This window comes from Mesorhizobium sp. M0768, assembly GCF_040320195.1.
GTDB lineage: Bacteria > Pseudomonadota > Alphaproteobacteria > Rhizobiales > Rhizobiaceae > Mesorhizobium.
Window position 1 is genome coordinate 25,001 of sequence record NZ_JAMYPD010000004.1, and the last position, 26,612, is coordinate 51,612.

Sequence of the window (26,612 nt, forward strand, 5' to 3'; positions counted from 1 at the left end):
GGAAAACGTCTCGGTGTCGCCGCGTGCCGCCATCGACGACCAGGCGCCGGCTTTCGCCGAGGAAATCATCCCCTTCACCAAGGATCTCGACATTGCCGAGGCCTTCGCTGATTCGGGCTATACCGGCGAGGATGCCACCGGAATGGCCGAGGCGATCGCCAAATTGCTGAATGCGACGGCCCTCAAGGCAGGAACCGTGCTGCGCGTTGGGCTTGAGGTCCATGGCGACGCCGCCAAGATCGTTCGCACCAGCGTGTACGACAGGACCCAGCACATCGTCACCATCGCACTCGACGACCACGACCAGTACGTGCCGGCGCAGGAGCCGGAGCCAAATCCCGAATTGCTGACGGCGTTCGACGATTCGCCTGCGCCCGTAGTGCGCGGCAATCTGCCGAACGTCTATGACGGCATCTACCGCACCGCCTATTCCTACGGCATGTCCAAGGCGATGACGCAACGACTGATCAAGTTGCTGGCATCCAGTGTCGACTTTCAGTCGCGCCTCAATCCCACGGACCGCATCGAAGTGCTGTTCTCGCAGCCCGATGGCGACGACCAGGCGTCTGACGAATCCGAGCTGCTTTACGTCTCCGCGACTTTCGGCGGCACGACGCGAAATTTCTACCGTTTCCAGATGCAGGACGGCAGCACCGACTACTTCGACGAAAATGGTAGCAGCGCCGAGCAGTTTCTGCTGCGCAATCCGTTGCCCAATGGCCGATTTACGTCAGGGTTCGGTGCCAGGCGCCACCCCATTTTGGGGTATGTGAAAATGCATACCGGCACCGACTGGGCAGCTCCCGTGGGATCGCCGATCATTGCCGCGGGCAACGGCGTCGTCGAAAAAGCCGGCTGGGCCGGTGGCTATGGCAAGCAGATCATCTTGCGTCACGCCAATGGCTACGAGACGTCCTACAATCACCAGAGCGCCTTTGCCAAAGGCATCGAGCCGGGTGTTCGCGTTCGCCAGGGTCAGGTTATCGGCTATCTCGGCTCAACCGGCCTCTCCACCGGTCCGCATCTTCATTACGAACTGATCGTCAACGGCACAAAGGTCGATTCGATGCGCGTCCGCCTACCGGTCGGCAAGACGCTGAAGGGCGACGACCTCGTCGCCTTCAAGCGCGAGCGCGAACGCATCGACGACCTGCTCAAGCAGGAAGACAGCAATCAGTTGAAGGTCGCGAGCGCCAAGATCGAAGGCTGAGCCGACGTTTTTCGTCGTCAGCCGTGCTGATTCGCCGTGTCGCGCGCCCATGGCAGCCGCTCGCCGGAAACCGTCGTCCACGCGGCGATTGCCGAAAGCAGGCAAAGCACCGCGGTCACCGCGGCAACGGCGGCGAATGCCGCGTCGCTGGCGGCAAGTCGTGCCGCATCGAGGCCGGGCGCCAGGCCGGCTGGCGGCGGTTCGCCGAAACCCGGAATGCCGGAGCCGGCAGCGGTGCCGAGCACGCCAGCATAGACCCAGGCCGCCAGCGATCCCATCGCCGCCACGGCAATCAGGCCGCCGATGCGCGAGACGGCGTTGTTGATGCCCGAGGCCGCACCCGTATCCTTGTCCTCGACCGCCGTCATCCGGGCGGTCGACAGCGGCGATACCACCAGCGCCATGCCGAGCCCCATCAATGCCATCAGCGGGAATACCCCGATCCAGAAATTGTGGATGCCCCAATAGGCCAGCAAGGCAAGTCCGGCAAAGGCAAGAGCCACAACCAGACTGCCGCTGGAGATCGGAAAGCGAGGCCCGATGCGGTCGGACCACTGGCCGACCGGTCCGGACAACACTGCGATCAATGCCGAAAGCGGCAAGAAGATGAAACCGACCTCGGCCGCGCTCAGCCCCCATCCGGCGATCATGAGCATCGGCAGATAGAACAGATTGGCCGACAGCGCGAAATAAAGGAAGAAGGTCGCCACATTGGCGCCCGCGAACGCGCCGATCCGAAACAACGACAGATCGATCATCGGCTCGCGCCGCCGGCGCTCGAAGACGATGAACACGACGAGCAAAACCGCACCGGCGGCAATACTCGGGCCGGACATCAGCCCCTCCCCGTCGCCGCTCATCGAGGTCAGACCGTAAGCGAGAGCTCCGAACGCCAATATGGCGAGTGCAGCGCCGCCGAGATCGAGGCTGCGCTTTTCCGCCGGCGCGTCGGCAGGGACCTTGGCCAGCAGAAGATAGACCGAGATAAGGCCGAGCGGCAGATTGATGGCGAAGATCGCCCGCCAGATGCCGTCGCCGAACGCCGACAGCACGAAGCCGCCCAGCACCGGGCCGAGCGCCGTCGTCAGTGCTGATGCTGCGGCCCAGATGCCGATCGCCCGGCCGCGTTCCTTTTTCGGATAGGCTTTGGCGATAATGGCCAGGCTGCCCGGCACCATGATGGCCGCTCCGACACCCTGGATAGCCCGAAACGCAATAAGCACCGCCGGGTCAGGCGCCAGCGCGCAGGCAAGCGAGGCGGCAATGAACAGGACGATGCCGGCGACGAAGGAGTGGCGCAGGCCGAAGCGATCACCGGCGGCGCCGCCGACGAGAATGAGGGCTGAGAGTGTCAATGCGTAGGCATTGGAAATCCATTGTGCCTCGGCGAGGCTGGCGCCGAGGTCGACGCGGATCGCCGGCGTCGCAATGGCCAGGACCGACCCGTCGATGAAGCCGAGCGCAGAAGCCAGGATCGCGGCGATCAGCACGAACCGCCGCTGCGCCTGCGGACAGAACGTATCGGCGGGAAGTGAGCCGGTCAGGGGAACGGCGCCGGTACCGACTTTGGTTGGCGTGTGCATGCCGCCTTACCTAGATCGCCGGCGCGCCGGCGACAACCGGCCAGCAGACTGTTCTCGTTGAAACCAGGTCCAACCTGGCCACACAGGCAGGATCACGCCGCTCAGGGTGCAAACGGCAAGTGCCGTGCTAAGCTTCTCGCAGCGCTACAGGCAAGGGGGAAATACCGCATGAAACGACCGCTCGAACCCTCGGCGGAAGGACGCGGGCGCGTCGTCGGCATCACCGACGGCGTGTTCGCCATCGCGCTCACCCTGATCGTTCTCGAGATCAGGGTGCCGGCGCATGAAACGGTGCATTCCGAACGCGAGTTAATCACAGCGATCACAGCACTGGCGCCGCGCTTCCTGACCTATGCGCTCAGCTTCCTGACGCTGACCATCTTCTGGTTCGGCCAGCAGGCGCAACACGGGCTGATTGCAAAATCCGACCGGCGGCTTGCCACGCTGAACCTCTGCTTCCTTGGCTTTATCGCCTTGCTGCCGTTCTCGACCGACCTTCTCGCCGACTTCCTCGAATTCAGGACTGCGGTGCTCGTCTACTGGTTCAATCTTTTGATGCTCGGACTGACGCTGCTCGCCAGTTGGCGCTACGCGGACAAAAACGGATTTCTGGCCGAAGGTGTCGACGCGGAGACCACCCGAACGGTCTATCTGCGCATCGTCAAGGCACAGATCCTGTGGGCCGTCGGCGCTGCACTCTGCCTGATCAGCCCGTTGCTCAGCGTCGGCTTCATCCTGGTGGTGCAGCTGATCTATGCCGCAGCGCTGCGCGCGCCACTGCTGCGCAAGGTCATCGGGTGAATGGAGCGACGCCTGTCCGCTTTAGGTGTGTTGAGATTCAGGTCAGGCCGAGCCGAAAATGGTGGCTTCCGAGAACCGGAGCGGAGCGTACTTTTGGGTACGTGAGCACCGGAAGCGGAGGAAGCCGCCGTTTGCTGGCCGGCATCACCTGAATATCAACATGCCCTACTCGACGAACTCCACCGTAACGCCGGGCGTCACGATCTTGGCAAGCTCGCGCGCGTCCCAATTGGTCAGCCGCACGCAGCCATGGCTTTCGGTCTTGCCGATCTTGGACGGATCCGGCGTGCCGTGAATGCCGTAGGTCGGCTTGTCCAGCGCAATCCAGACCGAGCCGACCGGGCCGTTCGGCCCCGGCGGGATGGTCAGGATCCTGTCGTTTTCGCCCTGCTTGAAATTGATGTTCGGGTTGTAGGTGTAGTTCGGGTCCAATGCGACACGCGACACCGCATGCGTGCCGGACGGCGACGGCGTGTCGGACGAGCCGATAGTCGCCGGATAGGCTGCGACCAGCTTGCCCGCCGCATCATAGGCGCGGACCTGCTTATTGGACTTATCGGCGATGATGCGCGCCACCGGCGTCGCCACCAGCCTGCCGAAATTGGCGACCTTGATGATGGTGCCCGGACGATTGAAATTGGCGTCCGGATTGAGCTTGTTCAGATAGGTTTCATCCATATGGAAGCGCTCGGCCAGCGCTTCGGGTACCGACGTGTAGCCCATCCGATCGAGCTGGGCCTTTTGGCTGTAGTCCTCCGGTATCGAGGCGACATAGGGACCGGCCGCATCCTCGGGCGTGATCGTATATGAGGCGAAGGCATCGCCGCCGGATTGCGCCAGGGCCGCCTGGATGCCGATTGCGTCGGTCGATTTCAGATTGCTGCCGGTGATCTCATTATAGGCGGCGAGCGCCTTGTCGACATTCGAGCCGAAGCGTCCGTCGATGACGCCGGGCGATGCACCGGCACGGTCGAGCAGCACCTGCAGTGCCGCCACGTCCTCGCGGGCGCCGAGCGCAAGCGACGGGTCGACCGCCGTCTTGCCGCCAGTGCTTGGCGGCGGGGCTGTGTCTGGCGGTAAGGCCGCCTGCTCGTTCGGCACCGTCGGCTCGACCGGCTCGATCGAGGCCTCGTTGAGCGGCTGGCGCTCGATGGTGCGCGGCCTCACCGGCTGCGCTGCCTCCGGATAATCGTTGCCGTAGCCGTCATCCCGTGGCGCTTCGGGGAAGGCTTCCACCGAATTGTCGCCATTAAGGTCGTAGTCGTCGGCCGGCGGCACGATGATCCTGCCCTCGTCTTCCAATTGCCTGCGGCGATAGCGCGCCATGTCCTGCGGGTCGTCGAGATAATAGCGGTCGTCCTCGACCGGTCCGAGGTTGCGCAAGCGCTCGCGGCGCAAGGCGCGGCGGTCGAGCCTGGTCTGCGGCGGCTGGATGGCGATGACCTTGCCGGTCTCCGCATCGACGATGACGCGGTTTCCCCTGGCATCGTAGTAGATATCGAGATTGCCGTTCTGGGCGACAAGAATGCCGCCGCCATTGGCGGCACGAACCACCCGTGGCGCGGTATCCACTATTGGCGAGGCCATCGCATTCGACGCCAGCAGCCCGGCAGCAAGCGCTGAAAGGGTGAAGATGGTGCGCAACATGATGGCCAAATTCTCCGGTCCGTAATTGCCGCCGCCGGCATTGTCTCTTCAAAGCGCCGCGCGTCTTTTTCGACGCGCAAAGGACGCTCTAACGCTTTAAATCTCCGCATCGTGCTTTGCGAAAATCAAAACTCGATTTCGGGCCGATGTGGTAGGCGAACCCCTTCGCCAGCAAATCAGTTGCCAACGATAAGGTTCCAATATGAACCGGGCATGAAGATGGCGGATTTCTGACCGATTAACCGGCAGCGAGTCCCAATTCCTTGCGCGCCTGCTTCGTCAGCTTCAGCACGACAAGACGGTGGCTTTCGCGCAGGTAATCCTTCAGCGCGCCATCATCCATGCTTTCGCCGGTCTGGCGCTGGATCCATTTCATGCCGCGTGAGGCAAGATAGGGCGCAGGCCGAAGGCCCGGCTGCTCCCTCAGCACGTCATAGGCGATGTCGGAGCATTTGAAGGTAACGAACGGCTCCTTGCCCTCACTCCAGCCGCCGATCGCGAAGACCTTGCCGCCGACCTTCCAGACATGGGCGCCGCCCCACTGCACGACATGGGTCGCCGAAGGCAGCGAGGCGCAGAAGCTGTTATAGTCGTCCAGCGTCATCTGCGCCCCGCCAGTGATGTTGGACCATGAACCGAAGGCCGGCGTAACAAAAGGGTATGCCGGTTTTTCGGAAAGGATCATGGTCGAGATTGAAGATAGGAATTCCATCCCGATTCGATCGGGATGGAACAAGCTCTTGGCTTGAGCTCAGGCAGCCGCCTCGGTTGCCACGACCGCGGGCTTCGAGCGGAAGTTCAAGCGGTCGGAGCCGGCGGTGACCTTGACGGTTGAGCCGTCGAGGATCTCGCCGAGCAGGATCTTTTCCGCCAGCGGGTCCTGCAATTCCTTCTGCATCACCCGCTTCAGCGGCCGCGCGCCATAGGCCGGGTCGTAACCCTTGGCCGCCAGCCAGTCGATCGCCTCCTGATCGAGCGAAAGCGATATCTTGCGGTCAACAAGCAGGTTTTCCAGCCGCTTGAGCTGGATTTGGACGATCTGGCCCATATCCTGGCGGCGCAGCCGGTGGAACAGGATCACCTCGTCGATGCGGTTGAGGAATTCCGGCCGGAACGAAGCCCTGACGACATTCATCACCTCGTCGCGCACGACGTCGACATCCTGGTCCTCGCCGAGATTGACCAGATATTCGCCGCCGAGATTGGACGTCATGATGATCAGCGTGTTGCGGAAGTCGACCGTGCGGCCCTGCCCGTCGGTCAGCCGGCCGTCGTCCAGCACCTGCAGCAGCACGTTGAAGACATCAGGATGTGCCTTCTCGATCTCGTCGAACAGCACGACCTGATAGGGCCGGCGCCGTATCGCTTCGGTCAGCGCGCCGCCTTCCTCGTAGCCGACATAGCCGGGAGGCGCGCCGATCAGCCGGGCGACCGAATGCTTCTCCATGAACTCCGACATGTCGATGCGCACCATCGCGCTCTCGTCGTCGAACAGGAAGCTGGCCAGCGCCTTCGTCAGTTCGGTCTTGCCGACGCCCGTCGGCCCGAGGAACATGAACGAGCCGAGCGGCCGGTTCGGGTCCTGCAGACCCGCGCGGGCCCGGCGCACCGCTTTCGACACCGCCTGCACAGCCTCGCCCTGGCCGACGACGCGCTTGCCGATCTCGTCTTCCATGCGCAACAGCTTGTCACGCTCGCCTTCCAGCATCTTGTCGACCGGGATCCCCGTCCAGCGCGAGACGATATGGGCGACGTGATCGGGGCCGACCACTTCTTCGACCATGCCGGCCTTGCCATCCCTGGCTTCAGCCTGCTTCAGCTGCTTTTCGAGTTCCGGGATCTTGCCGTAAGCAAGTTCGCCGGCGCGCTGGAATTCACCCTGGCGCTGGGCGATGGCAAGTTCGTTGCGCGCCTCGTCGAGCTGCTTCTTGAGGTCGGCGGCGAGCCCGAGCTTCTGCTTCTCGGCCTGCCATTTCGAGGTCAGCTCGGTCGATTCCTCCTCGAGGTTCGAGAGCTCCTTCTCGAGCCGCGCGAGCCGGTCCTTCGAGGCATCGTCCTTCTCGACCTTCAGCGCCTCGCGCTCGATCTTGAGCTGCATGATGCGGCGGTCGATCTCGTCCAGCGCCTCGGGCTTCGAATCGACCTGCATGCGGAGCCGCGACGCGGCCTCGTCGACCAGGTCGATCGCCTTGTCCGGCAGGAAGCGGTCGGCGATGTAGCGGTTGGACAGGGTTGCGGCCGCGACCAGTGCCGAATCCGAGATGCGCACCTTGTGGTGCTGCTCGTATTTCTCTTTCAGGCCGCGCAGGATCGAGACAGTGTCTTCGACCGTCGGCTCATTGACGAAGACCGGCTGGAAGCGGCGGGCAAGGGCCGCATCCTTCTCGACATGCTTGCGGTATTCGTCGAGCGTGGTTGCGCCGACACAATGCAGTTCGCCGCGGGCGAGCGCCGGCTTCAGCAGATTCGACGCGTCCATGGCGCCATCCGCCTTGCCGGCACCGACAAGCGTGTGCATCTCGTCGATGAACAGAATGATGCCGCCGGCGGCAGACGTGACTTCGGAAAGCACCGCCTTCAGCCGCTCCTCGAACTCGCCGCGGTATTTGGCGCCGGCGATCAGCGACCCCATGTCGAGCGCCATCAGCTGCTTGTCCTTGAGCGATTCCGGCACATCGCCATTGACGATGCGCAGCGCCAGCCCTTCGGCGATCGCCGTCTTGCCGACGCCGGGTTCGCCGATCAGCACTGGGTTGTTCTTGGTGCGGCGCGACAGCACCTGGATGGTGCGGCGGATTTCGTCGTCGCGGCCGATGACCGGATCGAGCTTGCCCGCGCGGGCGTCCGCCGTCAGGTCGCGCGCGTATTTCTTCAGCGCGTCGTAGCCCTGCTCGGCGCTCGCCGAATCGGCAGTGCGACCCTTGCGTACGTCGTTGATGACCTGGTTCAGCGCCTGCGGCGTGACACCCGCCTTGGACAGGATGTCGGCGGTCTTGGCCGATTTTTCCATGGCCAGCGCCTGCAATAGCCGTTCGACGGTAACGAAGCTGTCACTGGCCTTCTTGGCCAGTTCCTCGGCGGTCGAAAACACCTTTGCCAGCGGCTGCGCCAGATAGAGCTGGCCATTGCCGCCCTCGACCTTGGGCATTGCCTCCAGTGCCGTTTCGACGCCGAGCTTGACGTCACGGACATTGCCGCCGGCGCGCTCGATCAGCGACGCAGCCAGGCCCTCGTCGTCATCGACAAGGACCTTGAGGATATGCTCGGGGGTGAATTGCTGGTGATTGCGGGAAAGCGCCATGGTTTGCGCGGACTGGATAAAGCCGCGCACGCGCTCGGAATATTTTTCAAGATTCATGCCTGTCTCCTTCCGTCACCGGCCCGCTTCGCGGCACCGGATCAGATTGCGGTGACGGACCCGCCCGTTCGAGCCGGATCCTGTTCACGCAAGATATGGGACGCAAACCACGGACCCTCAAGACGCCTCGACACTGGCGAACGCATAATATTCCGAGCGCGCAAAACAAAAACGGCGGAGATTTCTCTCCGCCGTCCAGGGTAAAGGATGCGCTAAGATCGGCTGAACGTTTTTCCGATCAATTCTCGACGTCTGCGATCACAGCTTGACCGCCGGGGCCTTCAGCCGGCGCTGCATCGACATTGCCAGCGTCGGTATTGCCAGTCTCGGCATTGCTTGTCTCGGCACTGCTTGTCTCGGCACTGTCAGGGCCGGCGTTGTCGTTGCCGCCATTTGCCTGTTCGACATCGAGCCGCGGACGGCGCGGACGCCTGGGGCGGCGTGCCGGGCTGTTTTCGGCCGCGGCTTCGTTGATCTCGGCCTGGGCGGCGAGACCCGCCGGCGAAAGGTTTTGGAATTGCGGTGCGGGCTCGCTCACAAAGACCGGCTCAGCGGCCGGTACGGGCTCCGCCTGCGCCGGCGTCTCGTCGCGCCGTGGCTGTTCGACGCGCTGTCCACCCTGCTGCTCGCCGCGCGCGCCATACTCGCCGCGCTGGCCGTTCTGGCCGTAACCGCCATTGGGGCGACGGTCACGGTGGCGTCCGCCATTGTTGTCGCGGCCGTCACGGTTGTCGCGGCCGCCCCGATTGTCGCGGCTGTTTTCCTGGTTCAGCGCCAGCTCGGCCGGCGTGCCATCGATGACCGGCTGCGGGCCGGCACCGTGATTGGCCGAAGCCGATGCCTCGTTGGCATTGTTGTTGCCGGCATTGTCGAACTCGTCGCGATCCTCGTCGCCGTCATCGTCGAAATCATCGCGATTCTGCTGCGCGTTCTGGATCGGCATCTGCGCCTGAGCGGCTGCGATGATGCGGTTATAGTGCTCTGCATGCTGGAGATAGTTTTCCGCCATCACCCGGTCGCCGGAGCTTTGCGCGTCACGGGCAAGGGTTGCGTACTTCTCGGCAATCTGCTGAGCCGATCCGCGGATCTTCACGTCCGGGCCGTTGCTCTCGTAGTTGCGCGTCAGGGGATTAGGCCCCTTACGGTTGTTGTTGTTATTGTTGTTGCCGCCGCCGCCATTGTTGTTGCGACCGCGCATGCGCCTGTTTTGCTGTTGTGGCCTCATTAGACTCTCTTCACTTTGAAATTTTCGAAAAACTCTTCACGAACGGAGGCGCTCATGCGGCCAGCCGTTTCGTTCCTTCACCGGCGTTCGCCCGCATCAATTGCGTTGGCGCCACGTGCCATCCTGTTCCGGTTACTTCACTTGCCGGACGATTCCCGCACGAAGCTTGGGCGTCGTTTGCGCAAGAAGGCAGCTATTTCCAAGGAAAACCGAATCGCTAAGAGCACTGCCTGCTTCGTCTCATCCGGTTAAGGCGACCCTAGCCGCATTCCCCGGTATTGCCAAGCGCTTTTTTCGCACTGCATCACGGCTTTCACCGTTCGAACACAAGAACTCTGTCGTTTCCGCCGAGATCACGAAACACCCCGACCGAACGGTACCCGGCCGCGGAGAATATCTCCGTAACCTGTTGGTGCTGCGTATGGCCGATCTCGACCGCAATCCTGCCTTGGACTTCCAAATACGCTGCCGCTCCCGCGGCGATCTTCCTGTAGGGGCTCAGACCGTCCACACCGCCATCGAGGGCCTGGCGTGGATCGAAACCGCGGACCTCGTCCTGCAGATTTCCAATGTCGTCTGAGGGTATATAGGGAGGGTTTGCGACAATTACATGGTACCGGCCAGAAACTTTTTCAAACCAGTCGGATTTGAGCGGCGTGAACCGGCCGGCGAGCCCCAATTCCCCGGCATTACGCATGGCTGTGGCCAGCGCCTCCTGCGAAATGTCAACGCCGGTGGCGGTCGCGGCCGGAACGGCGCTGAGCAGCGCCAGCGCGATGGCACCGGTACCGGTCCCTAGATCGAGGATGCGGCAGCAGCCCTCGCGTGCCGCCATTGCCTTGACGAAGGGCAGTATAGCCTCGACCAGCGTTTCGGTATCCGGCCGCGGCTCCAGCGTTTGCGGCGAAAGCGAAAGGCGCAAGCCGTAGAATTCGCGGTAGCCAAGGATTCGGTGTACCGGCTCGCCGGCGATGCGCCGCCGCAAGGCGGCTTCGATTACCGCCGTCACGTCCGTATCGACAGCGCGCCCGGGATCGGCGATGGCCTGCGTGCGACTGGTGCCGGAAAAATGCTCGACGATCAGCCTGGCATCGAGCGCCGGATCCGCGATCCCGGCTGCGGTGAGCCGGTTTCGCGCCTCCCGCAGCAGCGGCGCCAGCGTGGCGGGCAGGCTGTCAGCCATCGATGCCGATATCGGCGAGCAGCTTCGACTGGTGATCGGCGATCAGCGCGTCGATGATCTCGTCGAGTTCGCCCATCATCACCCGGTCGAGCTTATAGAGCGTCAGGTTGATACGATGATCGGTGACGCGACCCTGCGGAAAATTATAGGTGCGGATGCGTTCCGAGCGGTCGCCCGAGCCGACCTGCGACTTGCGCGATTCGGAACGTTCCTCGTCCGCCTTGCTGCGCTCGAGGTCGTAGAGCCTGGCGCGTAGGATCTGCATGGCCTTCGCCCGGTTCTGGTGCTGCGACTTTTCCGCCTGCACCACCATGATGCCGGTCGGCAGATGGGTGATGCGCACGGCCGAATCGGTGGTGTTGACGTGCTGGCCGCCGGAACCCGAGGCGCGCATCGTGTCGATACGGATGTCTTCGGCCCTGATGTCGATGTCGACCTCTTCGGCTTCCGGCAGCACCGCGACCGTCGCCGCCGAGGTATGAATGCGTCCGCCCGCCTCGGTCGTCGGCACGCGCTGCACCCTGTGCACGCCGGATTCGAACTTCAGATGGGCAAAGACGCCCTTGCCCGAAACGGTGGCGATGATTTCCTTGTAGCCGCCGACCTCACCCTCGCTGGCCGACACCGTCTCGAAACGCCAGCCATGCGCCGCGGCATAGCGCTCGTACATGCGAAACAGGTCGCCGGCGAAAAGCGCCGCCTCGTCGCCGCCGGTGCCGGCGCGGATCTCGAGGATGGCGTTCTTGTCGTCGGCGGCATCCTTGGGCAACAGCAGGATTTGGATGTCCTTCTGCAGCGCCTCGATGTGATGCTTGACCCCTGGCAGGTCGGCCTCAGCCAAGGCCCGCATCTCGGCGTCGGTGCCCTTGTCGGCGAGCATCGCCTCCAGATCGCCCTGTTCGTGCTCGGCGGCGCGCAGCGCCCTGATCTTTGCCACCATCTCCTGGATGTCGGCATATTCGGAGGCCATCCTGACATAGGCGTCCGGCGCTGGCCCGGCCGACATCTGCGCTTCGAGCATGTCGAAACGCTTGACGACTTGATCCATACGGTCGCGGGGCAGGTTGATCATGGCGAAGTCTATAGCGGTATAGAGCGGTCGTCGGCAAAGGCTTGCAGCAGCGCCCGCATCGGCAGGCCATGCGCCGGCGCCATCAGATTGTCGTCGAAGAACGCTTCCAACTCGCTGAGCGGCAGTTCCGTCAGCATCGCCTTGACCGGGCCGATCGATGCTGGCGACATCGAGATCGAGCGGTAGCCAAGGCCGATCAGCGCCATCGCCGAAATCGGCTTGCCGGCCAGTTCGCCGCACAGGGTCACCGGCGTATGGTTGCGCGCCCCGGCGTCGGCAATCTGCTTCAAAACACGCAGGAACGGCGTCGACAGCGGGTCGAAGCGGTCGGACAATTGGGTGTTGCCGCGATCCACCGCCATGACGAACTGGAACAGGTCGTTCGAGCCGACCGAGACGAAATCGACCGCCTTCATCAGTTCGTCGAGCTGGAACAGCAACGACGGCACCTCCAGCATCGCCCCGAGCTTCAGGCTGGTCGGCAAATGATGGGCAAAGCGCGACAAATGCCGCACCTCGCGATCGATGATCTCGCGCGCCTGCGCGATCTCGCCGAGTTCCGTCACCATTGGCAGCATCAGCTTCAGTTCGCGCCCGCCGCACGCCTTGAGCAGCGCGCGGATCTGGGTGCGCAGCAATCCAGGCCGGTCGAGCGTCAGGCGGATAGCGCGCCAGCCGAGCGCCGGATTTTCCTCCTGGATCGAGCCCTTGAAATAGGGCAGCACCTTGTCGCCGCCAATATCGATGGTGCGGAACGTCACCGGCTTGTCGCGCGCCGCCTCGAGCACGTCACGGTACAAGCGCTCCTGGGCTTCCGCGCGCGGAAAGGTCGAGGCGACCATGAATTGCAGCTCGGTGCGGAACAGGCCGATGCCGGCCGCGCCCGCTTCGGCCAGTTGCGGCAGGTCGACCGCCAGCCCGGCATTCATCAGAAGGTCGACCTGGACACCGTCCTTAGTCACCGACGGCTTCTTGCGCAGCTCGCGGTAGACCTCCTGCCGCCGCGCGCGGAAACGCACTTTCTCGGCATAGGCCGCCTCGAGGTCGGGCTGCGGGCGCAGATGGATCGCGCCTTCCTCGCCGTCGACGATGATGGCATCGCCGTTTTCCGCCATGGAAACGGCGCCTTTCATCTGGCCGGCGACCGGTATGCCCATCGCCCGCGCCACGATGACGACATGGCTGGTCGCCGCGCCGTCCTCCAGCACCAGCCCGCGCAGTTTGTCCCTGGGATAATCGAGCAGCTCCGCAGCACCCATCGAGCGGGCGACGATGATGGCGTCCTTGGGCAGCGAGGCCGCGACGTCCTCCGGTCCGCGCCCCATCAGCTGCCGCAGCAGCCGATTGGCGAGATCGTCGAAATCGCTCATCCGTTCGCGCAGATACGGATCGGTCATGTGCAGCATGCGGGCACGCATGTCGCTCTGCACCTTTTCGACCGCCGCTTCGGCCGTCAGGCCGTTGCGGATCGCCTCCTCGAGCCGGCGCACCCAGCCGCGGTCGTTGGCGAACATGCGATAGGCTTCGAGCACCTGGCGATGCTCGCCCTCGAAGGCGACGTCGCGGCGCTCCAGCATGTCGTCGATGGAGAGCCTGAGCGAGCCGAGCGACGCGTCGAGCCGCCTGACCTCTTCCTCGCTGTCCTCGTTGAAAAGATTGGTGACGACGATGCGCGGCTCGTGCAGCACCACATGGCCGAGACCGACGCCTTCGTTGAAGGACAGGCCGGTAAAGCTTACCGGGCGGCGCAGATCGAGCTCGAGGCCGGGCCTTGTCAGCCGCTCCAGATCGCCGGTGGCGATCATCTCGGCGATCACCATCGCCGTTGTTTCCAGCGCCTCGACCTCGTCGTCGCGATAATGGCGCATGGTCTTGTTCTGCACGACCAGGACGCCGAGTGTCCGCCCTGCCCGCAGCACCGGCACGCCGAGGAAGGAATTATAGATTTCTTCCCCTGTCTCCGGCAGGTAGGCGAAGGCAGGATGCTCCTGTGCATTGGAGAGGTTGAGCGGCCGCGCCGAGGCCGCGATCGTGCCGACCAGGCCTTGGCCCAGCCTGAGCTGCGCCAGGTGGACGGCGTTCGGGTTCAGGCCTTCGGTGGCGTAGAGTTCGAGCACCGAATCGGCGCGCAGCACATAGAGCGAGCAGACCTCGGCAACCATGTTGGAGGCGATGTCGCGTACGATTCGGTCAAGCCGCTCCTGCGGCTCCAGCGGCTCTTGCATGAGCTCGCGGAGCCGTTTCAGCAAAACGCGCGGGCCACTGGCCGAATCACGCATCGCGGCTTCTTCCTCCAATAGCATTTCAACCGGTGCAGGTTGCCCTGCACAGCGGCACAAACGCAACAACTCAATTAGAGCGCCGTGCGTCCAATTGGACGCATAAAGGCCGCTCCAAGGCTTTCGATCCGGCCTTCCGAAAATTGCCGCCGATTTTCGGGCCGATGCAGTCTGCTACTGCTTATCCAGACCGTACACGGAATGCAAAGTGCGAACTGCTAGTTCCGTATAGGGACCGTCGATCAGGATCGAAATCTTGATTTCGGACGTCGTGATGGCGCGGATGTTGATCGCGCGGTCGGCCAGCGCCTTGAAGGCGGTAGCGGCGACGCCGGCATGGCTGCGCATGCCGATGCCGATGACTGACACCTTCGACATGCCGGCTTCCGACTGCACCACGTCGTAGCCGATCGTCGCCTTCAGCCGCTCGAGCACGGCGAGCGCCTTGTCGACGTCGCCGGATGGTACGGTGAAGGTCATGTCGGTGAACTTGCCGTCCTCGGAAATGTTCTGGACGATCATGTCGACGTTGATGTTGGCCTCGGCCAGCGGCCCGAAAATGCCGGCGGCGACGCCCGGCCGGTCGCCGACACGGCGCAGCGAAATCTGCGCTTCGTCCTTGGCATAGGCAATTCCGGTGACGACCTGCTGTTCCACGATCTCTTCCTCGTCGCAAATAAGCGTTCCCGGCGGATTGAGCAAATCCCCCATTCCGGGTGCATCGGGATCGTCGAAGGACGACCGCACGAAAGTACGCACCCTGTGCACCATGGCAAGCTCGACCGAGCGCACCTGCAGGACCTTGGCCCCGAGCGAGGCCATTTCGAGCATTTCCTCGAACGAAATCTTGGCCAGCCGCCGCGCCTTCGGCTCGATGCGCGGATCGGTCGTGTAGACCCCGTCGACATCGGTGTAGATATCGCAGCGGTCGGCCTTGACCGCTGCCGCGATGGCGACAGCGCTGGTATCGGAACCGCCGCGGCCGAGCGTTGCGATCCGGTTGTCCGGCCCGATGCCTTGGAAACCGGCGACCACCGCCACCTGGCCTTCGCCGAAGCGCTTGATCAGGAATCCGCCGTCGATATCGAGAATGCGCGCCGCGCCATGCGCGTTGTCGGTCTTGATCGGGATCTGCCAGCCTTGCCAGGAGCGGGCATGCACGCCGATATTCTGCAGCGCGATCGCCAGCAAGCCGGCAGTGACCTGCTCGCCGGACGCGACTACGGCGTCATATTCACGCGCATCGTGCATCGGCGAGGCCTCGCGCGTCCATTGCACGAGCTCGTTGGTCTTGCCGGACATCGCCGAGACCACGACGGCGACCTCATGGCCGGCGTCGACCTCGCGTTTGACATGACGCGCCACATTGCGGATGCGGGCGATGTCGGCGACGGAGGTTCCGCCGAATTTCATCACGATGCGCGCCATAGAAGCGAAATGCCTTTGACTGGATGCCGGACCGGAGGCCGAAAAGCGGAAAAATGCGCCAAGCTGTGGCCGGGCGCTCGATGCGCGGCCTCCTTAGCCAAATGATCGCGGTTTCGCAAGGCGGTGAGGATTCCGTCGCCTTGCCCCGTCGATCAACCAGATTTCAAGCCACGCTCTTGGTGAGTTTTGGCTTTTGTTGCTCGACACGGGCGAGACCCGCTCCGGCGATGACGCGGTCACGGCCCTCGGCCTTTGCCTGATACAAAGCGCGATCCGCGGCATTGACGACCTCCGCCCATGAGGCGCCAAGCTCCGGGAAGGCGGCGACCCCGAACGACGCGGTGATGGTGCCGAGCGTGCGGCCGCGATGCGTGACATGCAGCTGCTTGATCGCCTTGCGCAACGCTTCGGCGCGATCGGCGCCATCGGCCAGTGACGTTCCCGGCATCATCAAGGCAAATTCCTCGCCGCCGTAGCGCGATACCACGTCGCTTTCCCTGACATGGTCGACCAGCGTGGCGGCCACCTGCTTGAGGACGAGATCCCCCGCTTCGTGGCCGAACGTATCGTTGAACTGCTTGAAATGATCGACGTCGAGCATGATCAACGTCAGCGGCTGCTCGGCACGTTCCAGGCGCCTGAGCTCGCGGCTGCTGGTCTCCTCGAGGTAGCGGCGATTGTAGAGCCCGGTGTTGGGATCCCGGATCGACTGCTGACGCAACGTTTCGCGCAGACGCAGATTGGCAAGCGCCAACGCCAGCGTATCGACGACGCCGCGCAGTATCTGCTGCCGTTCGGCCAGCCATTCCGGTTTGGCGGCGGCGTCCGGCTCGCACAGATGCAGGATGCCGAGCGTCTCTCCCTGCGCTGCTAGAGGCATACAGACATAACCGCGGCCGCCATTTTCGGTGATGTGGTTGCAGCGCGGCGTCAGCATGCCTGGACCGGCGACGTGCTCCTGGCCGCGCCGCAGCGCCCAACAATCTTCCGGTCCGAACTGGCCGACGCTCGACCGGATGGTGCCCCAATGCGCCATCTCCTCCACCAGGTTGCGCGACGCACTGGTCAGATGAACGGTTCCGCTCAATCCGCCGAAGAAATCAGGCATGGCGGAGCCGACGACGGAAAATGCCTCGTGAAAAGTGACGCAGGCCTGAAGCAGTTCGCCGAGCTTGACCAGGCGGGTCGTGGCCTCCGATGTCTCTTTCAGTTCACGATTGAGCCTCGCCAGTTCTTCGGCACGATCGTGCACCGCCCGCTCGGCACTGCGCAGGTCGCTGATGTCGCTGAGCGTCAGCACGATGCCGCCATCGGCGCGGTTGAGCGGATTGCAGCTGACGACCACGGGCAAGGAGGTCCCATCCGGTTTTGCCAGCCTCACCTCATTCTGGTGGCGGCGGCCGGTGGTCATGGCCAGTTCGACCGGAGATGTTCCCGACGCGGGCTTGTCTCCCGACGGCCCCCGGATATCCAGGGCCGACTGCCAGTCCTGCCCCACGACCTTGTCGCTGCGCCGCCCGATGATCTCGGCTGCCGCCGGATTGACGGACACGACCTGACCCTTGCCGTCGATGACGGCGATGCCTTCGGCAACGGTCTGGACGATGTCTTCGATGTAGGCCTTCTGATCGACAAGTTGAGCGCGCGAGGCTTCGATTTCGGAGGCCATGGTGTCGAACCCTTGCGCCAACTGTCCGAACTCGTCATCGGAGGTGCGGCCGATACGGGCCCCGGCGTCGCCGCGCGCCAGCGATTCGATGCCGCGGTTGAGACCAGCAAGGCCTTTACTGAAGCCTCGCAACAACAGGAAGGCGGAGGCCGCCGCGATCAGCACGGCTGCAGCGGTACACAGGCCCACAAGCCACAGCATATCGTTCGTGCGCTGCTGCGCGGCACGCAGCAGCGGCGTATACTCGAACAGGACGGCGCCGGCGATCTTGCCGGGTGCATCCTCGATCGGCACTGCAATCAGGTCAATCGGATCGGCCACGTCGGCACTGGCCTCGACGAAGTTGCGCGGCACGCCGTCGTCAATCGTCCGGGCGATTTCATTGCCGGGATCGTAGTCGAACGTCGTGCCGATATTTTGCTCTTCTCCTGGAACGTCGGCGAAAATAACCTTGTTCTTGTCTACGATGACGAGATCGCGTTTCGAGCGGCCGTGCTGCAAAGTCACGAATTCGCGGAGCGCATCGGGTCTCTCGAATAATGAACGCGGCGCGTCCGATGCCCTGAAGGCAATAGTTTCGGCCAACTGCCGTGCGACGCTTGTCGCCTCGGCCAGCGCCACGGATTTGGTCAGCGATATCTGCGAGACGATCGCAACGCCGCCGACCAGGCCGATCAAGGCCACGGCGCTGAACAATGTCGCGACTATCTAGGTTCTTATGCGCACCGGGCTGCCCCTACTCGGACAGCAATCTAAATGCCAAACACTGACCCAACGTTAAGAAACCGCCAATATCGTAAATTTGCCGTTAAGCCACACCGGCCAGCTGCACTCCCAACGCGGGCGGTTCAGCCCGTCCGTACGATGGCCTGCCACAGGCGCGGATAGTCGAGGACGAAACCGAGCGGCGAGACCTCCAGTGTCTCGTGGTAGCCGAACATCGGGGCGGCATAGGCGTAATGTGCAGCATCGACGCGCTGATAGGTTTGCTCGAGGCGAACGAGCCTGAGTTCGGGAAATGTCAGATAGGCTGCCGGCGCGGGCGTCGCCATACCGACATCGAGGGCAAAACGGCGAAGCGCCAAAAGGTTTGTGGCGGGCGTGAAGCCGAGATCGACATCGATGAGACCGTCGACTTCCGCTTGATGCTCGCCGTTCAGCGTCCATTGGCGCTCGGTCAGCCGGTCGATCCTGTAATGCAGCTCTTGCGTGCCGAGAAAGCCGTCGGCGCGCGCCGATCGTGTATGCCAATCGGCGTCGCAGTCCGCCTCGTAGGCGATGCTGCACGGCTCGCCGTCCTGGACGAAAAGCGCGTGTCCCCTGAGGTTCCACCCGGAACTCGCTTCCGACAGAAGGCAAGCGTCGTGGCCTTCCTGGTCAAGCCGGCGCCAAAGAATGGAAGCAACCGCTCGCATCATTGCGCACTCCTCCGAACCCGATGTCTCTGCTTCGTCCGCCAAAGCCTAGGCGTTTCCTTCCGGCACACCATCAACTGACACGTGCTGACACAAATGCAGCCGGCAAAAGGCGGCGCCGGAAGGCATCGCGCGCATCGCACCGCCGGCGGTGAATTTCGCGCCTTGACATTCGCAGCCTCGCGCCCGACTTCCTAGCGTCCGAGGAGACCACGCCATGCCTGAGCCCCGACGATCGACGATCGATGCCGGAGAGGTGGAACGCTTTTCCGCCCTTGCCGCCGAATGGTGGAACCCGAACGGCAAGTTCCGCCCGTTGCACAAGTTCAACCCGATCCGGCTTGCCTATATCCGCGACCAGGTGGCGGCCCGCTTCGGCCGCGATCCGCGTGCGGCACGGCCGTTCGAAGGCCTGCGCTTCCTTGACATCGGCTGCGGCGGCGGGCTTTTGTGCGAGCCGATGGCGCGGCTTGGCGCCGAAGTGGTCGGCGCCGATGCCTCCGCCACCAACATTGAAGTGGCCAAGCTGCATGCGGCGGAAGTCGGCGTGAGCGTGGATTATCGCGCCACGACCGCGGAAGACCTTGCCGATGCCGGCGAAAAATTCGACGTCATCCTCAACATGGAAGTGGTCGAGCATGTCGCCAATGTCGATCTGTTTCTGGCCAAATGCGGCGAGATGGTCAAGCCCGGCGGCATCATGTTCGTCGCCACCATCAACCGCACGCTGAAGGCCCTGGGCCTGGCCATCATCGGCGCCGAATATGTGCTGCGTTGGCTGCCACGCGGCACCCACCAGTTCGGCAAGCTGGTGCGCCCCGAGGAACTGGAAAAGGCGCTTGCCGGCGCCGGTCTGACCGTCATCGACCGCACCGGCGTCACCTACAACCCGCTCGCCGACCGCTGGCAGCGCTCGAAGGACATGGACGTCAACTACATGGTGCTGGCGGAGAAGGCATCCGTCTGAAGCTTACGCCTTCTGGCCCCTATGGCCTCTGGCTTTGCGCCTTGGTGGTGATGAACACGCCGGCGGTGATGATGACGGCACCGGCCCAGGTCAGCAGTTGATAGCGCTCGCCGAGGAAGAGCGTCCCGGCAAACAGCCCGACCGCCGCCGCGACATAGCCGATCTGGCTGAGATAGACCGGGCCGCCGACCGCTTGCAGGCGGAAGAAGAAGGCGAACATCGCCGAGGCTGATGCCACCTGTGCCGCGGCGACCAGCGGCACGCCGCCGAGCGAGCCGAATGCATTGCCGCCAAGCAGGACCAGAATGCCGGCAACCAGCATCAAGGCTGCTGCCAGATGGCTGCCGACGGCGAGCTCGATCGGGCCGGTGCCTTCGGGCCAGTCGACGGTGCGGTAAATGTTGCCGGCGGCGAGGCTGACCGGGATGAGCAGGCCCATCGCAACCCAGAAAAATTCGGCCGGCTGGCCCGCTTCGCCGCGCGTCACCGCCACCATGACTGCGCCGACGAAACCGACGACTATGCCGACGATACCCAGCATGGTCGGGCGCCTGACGCCGAGCAGCATCGAGAACACCAGCGTGACGACCGGCGACAGCGTGAACATGATGCCGCTGTAGCCGGCGCCCAGATGCGGAATGGCTGAAAACATCAGCAGATTGGGGATTGCATATGAGACGGCCGCGGTGACGAAGAAATAGCGCAGCCTGTGCGGCGTAAGCCGCATGCGCTTCCCGTTGAGCAGCAATGCGCACAAAAGCACGCCGCCGGCACCAAGCGAGATGACGAAGGCCCAGACCATGGCGGCCACGCCGGCCGCCGTCGCGATCTTGCCGAACGGCAGCGTCAGGCCGAGCAGTCCACCGGTGACGACCAGAAGGCCAAGCGCCGAGTCCCAGAGAAATTTCATCGCACCGTCCCGTCGCCCGTTCGCGGCACTTGGCCAATATCGCAAGCTGAGGTAAGATAAGGTAAAGATTCTTCACGTCAAGATACATAACGGTGAGAGACATGGATCGCGCAGCAAAAGCGATCGGGCAATGGAAAAAGGAACGGCCGGATCTCGATGTCTCGCCGATGGCCGTGCTCGGACGGTTGAACGAGGCCGCCTCGCTGATCGCACGAGAGCGGCTGGCGCCGCTGTTTGCAAGTTACGGGCTGCAATCCGGAGAATTCGATGTGCTGGCGACGCTGCGTCGTTCCGGGCCGCCATACGCGCTGACGCCGACGGCTCTCTACGAGGCGACGATGGTAACGTCGGGCGCGATGACCAATCGCCTCGATCGGCTCGAGAAATCCGGTCTGATCAAGCGCGGGCCGCACCCCGACGATCGCCGCGGCATTGTCGTGCAACTGACTAAAAAGGGTCTGGCGTTGATTGACGAGGCGGTTACCGCTCACGTCGCCAACGAGCACCAGATACTTTCTGGGTTAGCACGCCCGGAGCAGATCATGCTCGCACGCCTGCTCGAAAAATTGATAGCGAGCCTAGGCTAACCCAGGGCGGCCAAGAGGGCCGGCCGAGAGGGTGGAAAGCTTAAATCCTGGTCGCCGAGCCTCGTTTGGGCCGGCGAACAGCTCTGATCTTGCCGCTGTTTCCGCCGCCACAGAAAAACTGGTCGCCGCCATCGGATTCGAGCCCCGACACGCCTGTTCCCGGCGGCATATCGAGCTTCTCAAGGACCTTTCCCGTTTCAGGATCGATCCGTCTGACATCGCTCTCCTCACCCTCCCAGGTGCCATGCCACAGCTCGCCGTCGACCCAGCTGACGCCGGTGACGACGCGGTTGGAAACGATGGTGCGAAGAATTGCCCCTGTCTCGGGATCGACCTGATGAATCTTTCGGCCCCGATGCTGCCCGACCCAGAGTGTTCCTTCGGCCCAGGCGAGCCCGGAATCACCGCCATTGCCGGGCGCCGGGATCGTCGCCAGCACCTGGCCATTCTTCGGATCGATCTTCTGGATGCGATCCTCGGCGATCTGATAGAGGTGCTGGCCGTCGAAGGCCGTTCCGGCGTGTGCCGCGACGTCGATCGAGCGCACCACTTTGCCGCTCGCCGGATCGAAGGCGTTCAATCTGTCGCCTGAGGCAAACCAGACATGCTCACCGTCGAAGGTAACGCCGTCCACGTGGTCGACACCCGGAAAGGGTCCATATTCTCGAAGGATTTCGGCTGCGGATCGTTCCATAATTCCATCCTAGTAGCCCGGCAGTGGGCCGGGGAGTAACAAGATTGTCGGGAAACCCGTCAGCGGCGGGGTCATCCAGCGACGCGCCCGTCCGCGGCCGAACGACTGCACCTTGCCGGCCTGGGCGAGCTGCTCGAGCGCTCGCTGCACGGTACGCGAACTGGCTCCAAGCGCAATCGCCAGGGCCGAACTCGACCAAGACTCGCCGTCGGCGAGGAAGGCGAGCACGGCGGCACGCTCTTCTTCGACGGGTGGCGCCAGCACGACGACCTCACCTGCGCGGCGCGGGGCCAGCGCAAAGCCCCGCTTCGTCGCGCTCACATCCGCCAAGCTCCGAAGCTCCGCGCGAAGCCGCCCGACTTCGACGCGCAATCGTGCGCGATGTGATTCGTCCGCGTCCTTTCCGCGGAAAGCGCGCGCAATGAGCGTCGCTCTTGCCACGTCCCCCGGCCAGGCTTCGGCCAGCGCGCGGGCCAGCGCGAACAGCACCGGGCGGGTCGCCAGCGAGACGACCGTATCTGCGACCCTCACGACATTGCGGCATGCATCCACCACGAGCGCCCCCGACGCCAGGAGCGCTTCGACTTCATCGAGCAGGAGGGGCCGTTCCCCGCCACGCGCGACAAGGCGTGCGGCCGGCGTGTCCAGCACCAGCGATGCGCTCTCCACCTCCGCGATCAGCGCGGGGATGCCGGACGCGCGCGCCGCCCGCGCCGCCAGGCCAAGCGCGGCGCGCGCAGGGCCGGTCCGCAAGCGGCGGATGGCGATGCCGGCGACAGCCAGCTCGTGGGCGGCCCGCGATGCCGGCGGCAGCGGCGAGGGATCGAAGCCGTCCAGCCTGCGCTCGGCTTCGTCGAGATGGCCGATCAGCAGCAGGCGCCGAACGTCGAGGTTGCGCGCATGCGCGGCGTTGACGCGGTCGCCATGCTTTTCAAGCGTCGCCCGTGCGGCGTCGAGTGCCTTGGCCGGCCAGGCAAGGTCGCGCGAGACGAGCGCGATCTCGGCCTCGGCGACGATACACCGCGCGCGGGCCACGGCCTCCCTCGGGCTGAATGCGTGCGCCGCCCTCTTGAGAAGAACCTTCGCCCGAACCAGGTCGCCAAGCTGCGCCATCGCGATACCGCGCAACGCCAGTGCCGGCGCATCGTCGCGCAGCGCAACCCGCTTCAAGGCGCCGAGCGGATCGCCCGCCGCAAGCGCATGCGCCGCGGCCGTGATCAGCGAGTCCATCGGAATCCCGTCACACTTGTCACTCCCATGGCTTCGACATCCGGCGCTAAGTCCATCTCACCAACCAGTCGTATCGACAACGGCGACTGTAGCCAACCTGAGTTGCGGCGCGCCAACCTTGAGTCGCGGCTAGACTGTGCACTGGGCTCGAACACAACGATAAGCATTAGGAGAGACGCAATGAAGATCGAAGGTACAACCATCCTGGTGACTGGAGCCAATCGGGGCATCGGTCGGGCACTGGTCGAGGAAGCCCTGAGCAGAGGCGTAAAGCGCGTCTTCGCCGCAAGCCGCCAACCGATGGCTCATCCGGACCGGCGTGTGACGTCCCTGACCATGGATGTGACCAACGCTGCGCAGATCCGGGAGGCGGTCGAGAAGATCGATGCTCTCGATATTCTCATCAACAACGCCGGCGTATCGCCCTTCGATGACCTCAGCGACCGTCGTGTGCTCGAACAACAGCTCGCCGTAAACCTCTTCGGCTCGTACGACGTTACCCAGGCTCTGCTGCCGTTGCTGGCCCGGTCGCGGGGAGCCATCGTCAACATTCTGTCGCTGGCCTCGATTGCCGCCGTGCCGTTCAGTCCGGCCTACTCGGTCTCGAAGGCGGCCTCGTTCTCGCTGTCGCAGTCGTTGCGCACGCTCCTGGCCGGACGGGGTGTCAGCGTCCACAGGGTCCTTCCCGGCCCGGTGGACACGGACATGACACGGGGCCTGGACATCGCGAAGGCTTCTCCGGAGTCTGTCGCGCGGGCAATCCTGAACGGCGTGGAGAACGGCGAAGAGGAAATCTTCCCCGATCCCATGTCGGAATCCGTGGCGGAGGGCTGGCGCAGCAGTGCAGTCAAGGCGCTTGAACGCCAGTTTGCAGCCTATGCGGAAGCAAGCCCGTCAAGTGAAGCAAGCCCGTCAGGCAGTGGGCATGAAAGAAGCAGCAAAACGATTACCCGCGAGGCCCATCCTTGCTGCTCGGCCTGAAATTGCGGACGCTTGTGCAGGGGGCGGCGGCATCGCCGCTCTGGGCGGAAGCGAATCCCCACAAGCGAAACGGAGCATCATTTTCGCTTGTCGAAATGCGCTTCAGCTTCTTGTCGCCTGATACGCCTCTGATATCGCCGCCGGGCGAAAAAGACGATCAAGTCTGCCAGCCAACCTGGAGCATTGAGATGGAGCAAGGCATCACGCGCGCTATCAATTTGCCGACCATTCATCGCTACATTGGAAAAATCCGAGGGTTCCGTTTGTCGAGCTTCGACCCATTGACGAATACTCGCCCCGTCCGGCAGTTTCGCCGCAAAAGCCAGTTCACGTCTCATGCAAACCCATTCCACCCGGTGGCGCAATTCCTCCTTATAGCCAATGCCTCGCTGATGGAGACGCGCATGCGTCGCCTCATGCACTATCGCGCTGGCGATCTGGTCGGTCAGCGTGTGCTCGCCTAGAACAAATCGCCGATCAAGCTCGCAAGTCGAAGTCGATTTCACAAATTGCGCAGCGGCACCTGGATTGATTGTGATCCAGATCCGTTTGAGATCGCGGACCAGACGGCTGTATCGAACAGGGTCAAATTCTTGAATCAATCGCAGCGCGGCGGCAACCTTATCTGCATCTTTCCCACCGCTCTCGCCATTATAGAAAACTGGCAACCCATCGATCGTTCTCTTGTCGATCGACTTTATAGCCAACCAGCTGAAAACACGGATCACTATCTCTGAACCACGCCGCTTTTCAGTCTTCTCCGGATGGGGCAAGACTTTCCTCAGTTGCGGTCGTCGGGGAAACTTGGAATAGGCATGAACTCGACGCCGTCTTCGGCGAGGCTCTTGGCCTCGTCCAGCGTCGCCTCGCCATAGATGCCGCGCGGATCGCTTTCACCGAAATGGATCTTGCGCGCTTCCTCGGCAAATTTGTCGCCGACATAATCGGCGTTCTCGCGCACCTTGTCGGCCATGGCCTTGAGCTGCGCCAGCGCCTGCTTTTGCGCCTCGCCCATGGCCAGCGCGATGCTTTCGCGCTTGCGCCCGGTGGAGACGGCAGGCGCCATCAGCGCCTTCTCGACCTTGTGCGAGCCGCAGGCCGGGCAATCGACGAAACCGCGCCTCTTCTGTGTGTCGAAATCGTCGTTGCTGCGGAACCAGGCCTCGAATTCGTGCTCGTGTTCGCAGATCAGGGAAAAGCGGATCAAGAGGCGGCACCCCTGAGCGGCATTGCCTCCGCCGAACCGGCGTTTACGGCAAAATCGCGTGCGTTCTTGAGATTCGGTATCTTTTTGCGCGCAGCGACTGACTGCGCCGGGTCGATCTCGGCGACGATCACCGCCGGCTCGTCATGGGCAGCTTCGGCGACGATGCGGCCCCAGGGATCGACGATCAGCGAATGGCCATAGGTTTCGCGGCCGTCTTCATGCACGCCGCCTTGCGCGGCGGCGACGACATAGGCGCCGTTCTCGATGGCGCGCGCCCTGAGCAGCACGTGCCAGTGCGCTTCTCCGGTCTGGCGGGTGAAGGCTGCGGGCACCGAAAGCAGATCGGCGCCGGCCAGCGCCTCGGCACGGAACAGCTGCGGAAAGCGCAGATCGTAGCAGACGGCAAAGCCTAGCTTCGCGCCCTCGATTTCGGTGACGACAGCCTCGGTGCCCGGCTCATAAGCGGCGGATTCGCGCCAGCTCTCGCCATTGTCGAGATCGACGTCGAACATGTGGATCTTGTCATAGACGGCAAGGATTGCGCCGTCCGGCCCGAACAAAAGCGCGCGGTTGGCGAGCTTGCCGTCGGCGCGCAGAATGGCGGTCGAGCCAATATGCAGGAAGATGCCGAGCTCCTTGGCCAGCTTCCGCGAAATCGAGACGATGACGTCCTTGTCTTCGGAGGTGAAGGAAGCGGCCCGCGCCTGGCTGTCGCGGATCAGCGCGCCGGTCATTTCCGGGGTCTGGATGTAGCTCGCGCCAAGGCCTGCCGCCTCGCGCACCAGCCGTTCCAGATCGACCGCATTGCGCTCCGGGCTGGTTCCCGAACGCATCTGGATCGCCGCCGCCTTGAAACCACCCATCGTCATGTCCCTATCTGGCCGAGCCGTTGGCGAGCAATCCGTCCAGCCGTCCTTCCGCCTCCAATTCGTGGAGATCGTCGGAGCCGCCGACATGCGTGTCGCCGATGAATATCTGCGGAAAGGTGGAACGGCCGTGAGCCCGGGAGATCATCTCCTGGCGCAGCTCCGGCGAGAAGGAGGCGTCGTGCTCGGTGTAGGTCACACCCTTCCTGTCGAGCAGCCGCTTGGCCGCGGTGCAATAGCCGCACATCATCCGCGTGTAGATCGTCACATCGACCATCGGTCAGCAACCCTGCCTCGTTC

The 26,612-nt window shown here is 63.6% G+C and carries 23 protein-coding genes (1 of these 23 cut by a window edge); 5 read left to right on the plus strand and 18 right to left on the minus strand.

Annotated features, from left to right (window positions below):
* Window positions 1–1,210, plus strand: the 3' portion of a protein-coding gene (locus NKI08_RS06670; protein WP_352475052.1) for a M23 family metallopeptidase. 749 nt of this gene lie to the left of the window's left edge; 1,210 of the gene's 1,959 nt are visible here — the last part of the coding sequence; its start codon lies beyond the left edge, outside the window; the stop codon is at window positions 1,208–1,210.
* A 17-nt stretch (window positions 1,211–1,227) separates the two neighbouring features.
* On the opposite strand, the gene NKI08_RS06675 is transcribed toward NKI08_RS06670, so the two are convergent.
* Entirely contained in the window at window positions 1,228–2,793 is a 1,566-nt protein-coding gene (locus NKI08_RS06675; protein ID WP_352767947.1) for an MFS transporter, read from the minus strand.
* Window positions 2,794–2,961: 168 nt separating this feature from the next.
* On the opposite strand from NKI08_RS06675, the gene NKI08_RS06680 reads away from it, so the two are divergent.
* Window positions 2,962–3,594: a TMEM175 family protein gene (locus NKI08_RS06680; protein ID WP_023675159.1), complete on the plus strand. Its 633-nt coding sequence runs from the start codon at window positions 2,962–2,964 to the stop codon at window positions 3,592–3,594.
* 165 nt (window positions 3,595–3,759) lie between these two features.
* Here NKI08_RS06680 and NKI08_RS06685 read toward each other — a convergent pair whose 3' ends face one another.
* From NKI08_RS06685 to NKI08_RS06730, 10 genes are all read right to left on the minus strand, one after another.
* Window positions 3,760–5,241: a L,D-transpeptidase family protein gene (locus tag NKI08_RS06685; protein WP_352767949.1), complete on the minus strand. Its 1,482-nt coding sequence runs from the start codon at window positions 5,239–5,241 to the stop codon at window positions 3,760–3,762.
* A gap of 238 nt (window positions 5,242–5,479) precedes the next feature.
* Complete coding sequence (locus NKI08_RS06690; protein ID WP_352456638.1) at window positions 5,480–5,845, minus strand: MmcQ/YjbR family DNA-binding protein; 366 nt, start codon at window positions 5,843–5,845, stop codon at window positions 5,480–5,482.
* Window positions 5,846–5,992: 147 nt separating this feature from the next.
* The gene (clpB, locus tag NKI08_RS06695) at window positions 5,993–8,599 is read right to left on the minus strand and encodes an ATP-dependent chaperone ClpB (RefSeq protein ID WP_352767951.1); all 2,607 of its coding nucleotides are present in this window, start codon (window positions 8,597–8,599) and stop codon (window positions 5,993–5,995) included.
* Between the two features lie 238 nt (window positions 8,600–8,837).
* Window positions 8,838–9,797, minus strand: a complete 960-nt coding sequence (locus tag NKI08_RS06700) for a DUF4167 domain-containing protein (RefSeq protein ID WP_352767952.1) — start codon at window positions 9,795–9,797, stop codon at window positions 8,838–8,840.
* 340 nt (window positions 9,798–10,137) lie between these two features.
* Window positions 10,138–11,007, minus strand: a complete 870-nt coding sequence (gene prmC / locus NKI08_RS06705) for a peptide chain release factor N(5)-glutamine methyltransferase (RefSeq protein WP_352491801.1) — start codon at window positions 11,005–11,007, stop codon at window positions 10,138–10,140.
* On the minus strand, window positions 11,000–12,079 hold the full coding sequence (gene prfA, locus NKI08_RS06710) for a peptide chain release factor 1 (protein ID WP_352491802.1): 1,080 nt from the start codon (window positions 12,077–12,079) through the stop codon (window positions 11,000–11,002). Before prfA ends, prmC begins: the two co-directional genes overlap by 8 nt.
* A gap of 8 nt (window positions 12,080–12,087) precedes the next feature.
* A complete protein-coding gene (gene ptsP, locus NKI08_RS06715) occupies window positions 12,088–14,358 on the minus strand; it encodes a phosphoenolpyruvate--protein phosphotransferase (protein WP_352767955.1) in 2,271 nt (756 codons plus the stop codon).
* A 174-nt stretch (window positions 14,359–14,532) separates the two neighbouring features.
* Window positions 14,533–15,786: an aspartate kinase gene (locus tag NKI08_RS06720; protein WP_352471486.1), complete on the minus strand. Its 1,254-nt coding sequence runs from the start codon at window positions 15,784–15,786 to the stop codon at window positions 14,533–14,535.
* A 163-nt stretch (window positions 15,787–15,949) separates the two neighbouring features.
* Window positions 15,950–18,151 carry a sensor domain-containing diguanylate cyclase gene (locus NKI08_RS06725; protein WP_352767957.1) on the minus strand — a complete coding sequence of 734 codons (2,202 nt, stop codon included), beginning with the start codon at window positions 18,149–18,151 and terminating at the stop codon, window positions 15,950–15,952.
* Between the two features lie 152 nt (window positions 18,152–18,303).
* Window positions 18,304–18,873, minus strand: coding sequence for a putative glycolipid-binding domain-containing protein (locus tag NKI08_RS06730; RefSeq protein WP_352619600.1), 570 nt, complete (start codon window positions 18,871–18,873; stop codon window positions 18,304–18,306).
* A gap of 214 nt (window positions 18,874–19,087) precedes the next feature.
* On the opposite strand from NKI08_RS06730, the gene ubiG reads away from it, so the two are divergent.
* Entirely contained in the window at window positions 19,088–19,837 is a 750-nt protein-coding gene (ubiG, locus tag NKI08_RS06735) for a bifunctional 2-polyprenyl-6-hydroxyphenol methylase/3-demethylubiquinol 3-O-methyltransferase UbiG (protein ID WP_023675148.1), read from the plus strand.
* Window positions 19,838–19,856: 19 nt separating this feature from the next.
* Here ubiG and NKI08_RS06740 read toward each other — a convergent pair whose 3' ends face one another.
* Complete coding sequence (locus tag NKI08_RS06740; protein ID WP_352471318.1) at window positions 19,857–20,747, minus strand: DMT family transporter; 891 nt, start codon at window positions 20,745–20,747, stop codon at window positions 19,857–19,859.
* A gap of 101 nt (window positions 20,748–20,848) precedes the next feature.
* Between NKI08_RS06740 and NKI08_RS06745 the strand changes: the two genes are divergently transcribed.
* Complete coding sequence (locus tag NKI08_RS06745; protein ID WP_352453076.1) at window positions 20,849–21,334, plus strand: MarR family winged helix-turn-helix transcriptional regulator; 486 nt, start codon at window positions 20,849–20,851, stop codon at window positions 21,332–21,334.
* A 40-nt stretch (window positions 21,335–21,374) separates the two neighbouring features.
* Here NKI08_RS06745 and NKI08_RS06750 read toward each other — a convergent pair whose 3' ends face one another.
* The gene (locus NKI08_RS06750; protein WP_352471321.1) at window positions 21,375–22,028 is read right to left on the minus strand and encodes a Vgb family protein; all 654 of its coding nucleotides are present in this window, start codon (window positions 22,026–22,028) and stop codon (window positions 21,375–21,377) included.
* 9 nt (window positions 22,029–22,037) lie between these two features.
* The gene (locus NKI08_RS06755; protein ID WP_352767962.1) at window positions 22,038–23,258 is read right to left on the minus strand and encodes a helix-turn-helix domain-containing protein; all 1,221 of its coding nucleotides are present in this window, start codon (window positions 23,256–23,258) and stop codon (window positions 22,038–22,040) included.
* A 180-nt stretch (window positions 23,259–23,438) separates the two neighbouring features.
* Here NKI08_RS06755 and NKI08_RS06760 point away from each other — a divergent pair, with 180 nt between their 5' ends.
* Window positions 23,439–24,239 carry an SDR family NAD(P)-dependent oxidoreductase gene (locus tag NKI08_RS06760; protein WP_352767965.1) on the plus strand — a complete coding sequence of 267 codons (801 nt, stop codon included), beginning with the start codon at window positions 23,439–23,441 and terminating at the stop codon, window positions 24,237–24,239.
* A 77-nt stretch (window positions 24,240–24,316) separates the two neighbouring features.
* Here NKI08_RS06760 and NKI08_RS06765 read toward each other — a convergent pair whose 3' ends face one another.
* Genes NKI08_RS06765 through grxC form a run of 4 tightly spaced genes read right to left on the minus strand, consistent with a single transcriptional unit; the run spans window position 24,317 to window position 26,589 of the window.
* Window positions 24,317–25,012 (minus strand): hypothetical protein, encoded by a 696-nt coding sequence (locus NKI08_RS06765; RefSeq protein ID WP_352767968.1) that lies wholly within the window; start codon window positions 25,010–25,012, stop codon window positions 24,317–24,319.
* A gap of 8 nt (window positions 25,013–25,020) precedes the next feature.
* A complete protein-coding gene (locus NKI08_RS06770) occupies window positions 25,021–25,446 on the minus strand; it encodes a DUF1178 family protein (protein WP_352577149.1) in 426 nt (141 codons plus the stop codon).
* Window positions 25,443–26,309, minus strand: coding sequence for a carbon-nitrogen hydrolase family protein (locus tag NKI08_RS06775; RefSeq protein WP_352677702.1), 867 nt, complete (start codon window positions 26,307–26,309; stop codon window positions 25,443–25,445). The genes NKI08_RS06770 and NKI08_RS06775 overlap by 4 nt, the downstream gene beginning before the upstream one ends.
* 10 nt (window positions 26,310–26,319) lie before the next feature.
* Window positions 26,320–26,589, minus strand: a complete 270-nt coding sequence (gene grxC, locus NKI08_RS06780; protein WP_023677983.1) for a glutaredoxin 3 — start codon at window positions 26,587–26,589, stop codon at window positions 26,320–26,322.
* Window positions 26,590–26,612: the final 23 nt, after the last annotated feature.

Bases quoted from the DNA above. Each gene is read 5' to 3' on its own strand.
- NKI08_RS06675 (WP_352767947.1), bottom strand. From the start codon at position 2,793: ATGCACACGCCAACCAAAGTCGGTACCGGCGCCGTTCCCCTGACCGGC.
- NKI08_RS06680 (WP_023675159.1), top strand. From the start codon at position 2,962: ATGAAACGACCGCTCGAACCCTCGGCGGAAGGACGCGGGCGCGTCGTC.
- NKI08_RS06685 (WP_352767949.1), bottom strand. From the start codon at position 5,241: ATGTTGCGCACCATCTTCACCCTTTCAGCGCTTGCTGCCGGGCTGCTG.
- NKI08_RS06690 (WP_352456638.1), bottom strand. From the start codon at position 5,845: ATGACGCTGGACGACTATAACAGCTTCTGCGCCTCGCTGCCTTCGGCG.
- clpB (WP_352767951.1), bottom strand. From the start codon at position 8,599: ATGAATCTTGAAAAATATTCCGAGCGCGTGCGCGGCTTTATCCAGTCC.
- NKI08_RS06700 (WP_352767952.1), bottom strand. From the start codon at position 9,797: ATGCGCGGTCGCAACAACAATGGCGGCGGCGGCAACAACAATAACAAC.
- prmC (WP_352491801.1), bottom strand. From the start codon at position 11,007: ATGGCTGACAGCCTGCCCGCCACGCTGGCGCCGCTGCTGCGGGAGGCG.
- prfA (WP_352491802.1), bottom strand. From the start codon at position 12,079: ATGATCAACCTGCCCCGCGACCGTATGGATCAAGTCGTCAAGCGTTTC.
- ptsP (WP_352767955.1), bottom strand. From the start codon at position 14,358: ATGCGTGATTCGGCCAGTGGCCCGCGCGTTTTGCTGAAACGGCTCCGC.
- NKI08_RS06720 (WP_352471486.1), bottom strand. From the start codon at position 15,786: ATGGCGCGCATCGTGATGAAATTCGGCGGAACCTCCGTCGCCGACATC.
- NKI08_RS06730 (WP_352619600.1), bottom strand. From the start codon at position 18,873: ATGATGCGAGCGGTTGCTTCCATTCTTTGGCGCCGGCTTGACCAGGAA.
- ubiG (WP_023675148.1), top strand. From the start codon at position 19,088: ATGCCTGAGCCCCGACGATCGACGATCGATGCCGGAGAGGTGGAACGC.
- NKI08_RS06740 (WP_352471318.1), bottom strand. From the start codon at position 20,747: ATGAAATTTCTCTGGGACTCGGCGCTTGGCCTTCTGGTCGTCACCGGT.
- NKI08_RS06745 (WP_352453076.1), top strand. From the start codon at position 20,849: ATGGATCGCGCAGCAAAAGCGATCGGGCAATGGAAAAAGGAACGGCCG.
- NKI08_RS06750 (WP_352471321.1), bottom strand. From the start codon at position 22,028: ATGGAACGATCCGCAGCCGAAATCCTTCGAGAATATGGACCCTTTCCG.
- NKI08_RS06755 (WP_352767962.1), bottom strand. From the start codon at position 23,258: ATGGACTCGCTGATCACGGCCGCGGCGCATGCGCTTGCGGCGGGCGAT.
- NKI08_RS06760 (WP_352767965.1), top strand. From the start codon at position 23,439: ATGAAGATCGAAGGTACAACCATCCTGGTGACTGGAGCCAATCGGGGC.
- NKI08_RS06775 (WP_352677702.1), bottom strand. From the start codon at position 26,309: ATGGGTGGTTTCAAGGCGGCGGCGATCCAGATGCGTTCGGGAACCAGC.
- grxC (WP_023677983.1), bottom strand. From the start codon at position 26,589: ATGGTCGATGTGACGATCTACACGCGGATGATGTGCGGCTATTGCACC.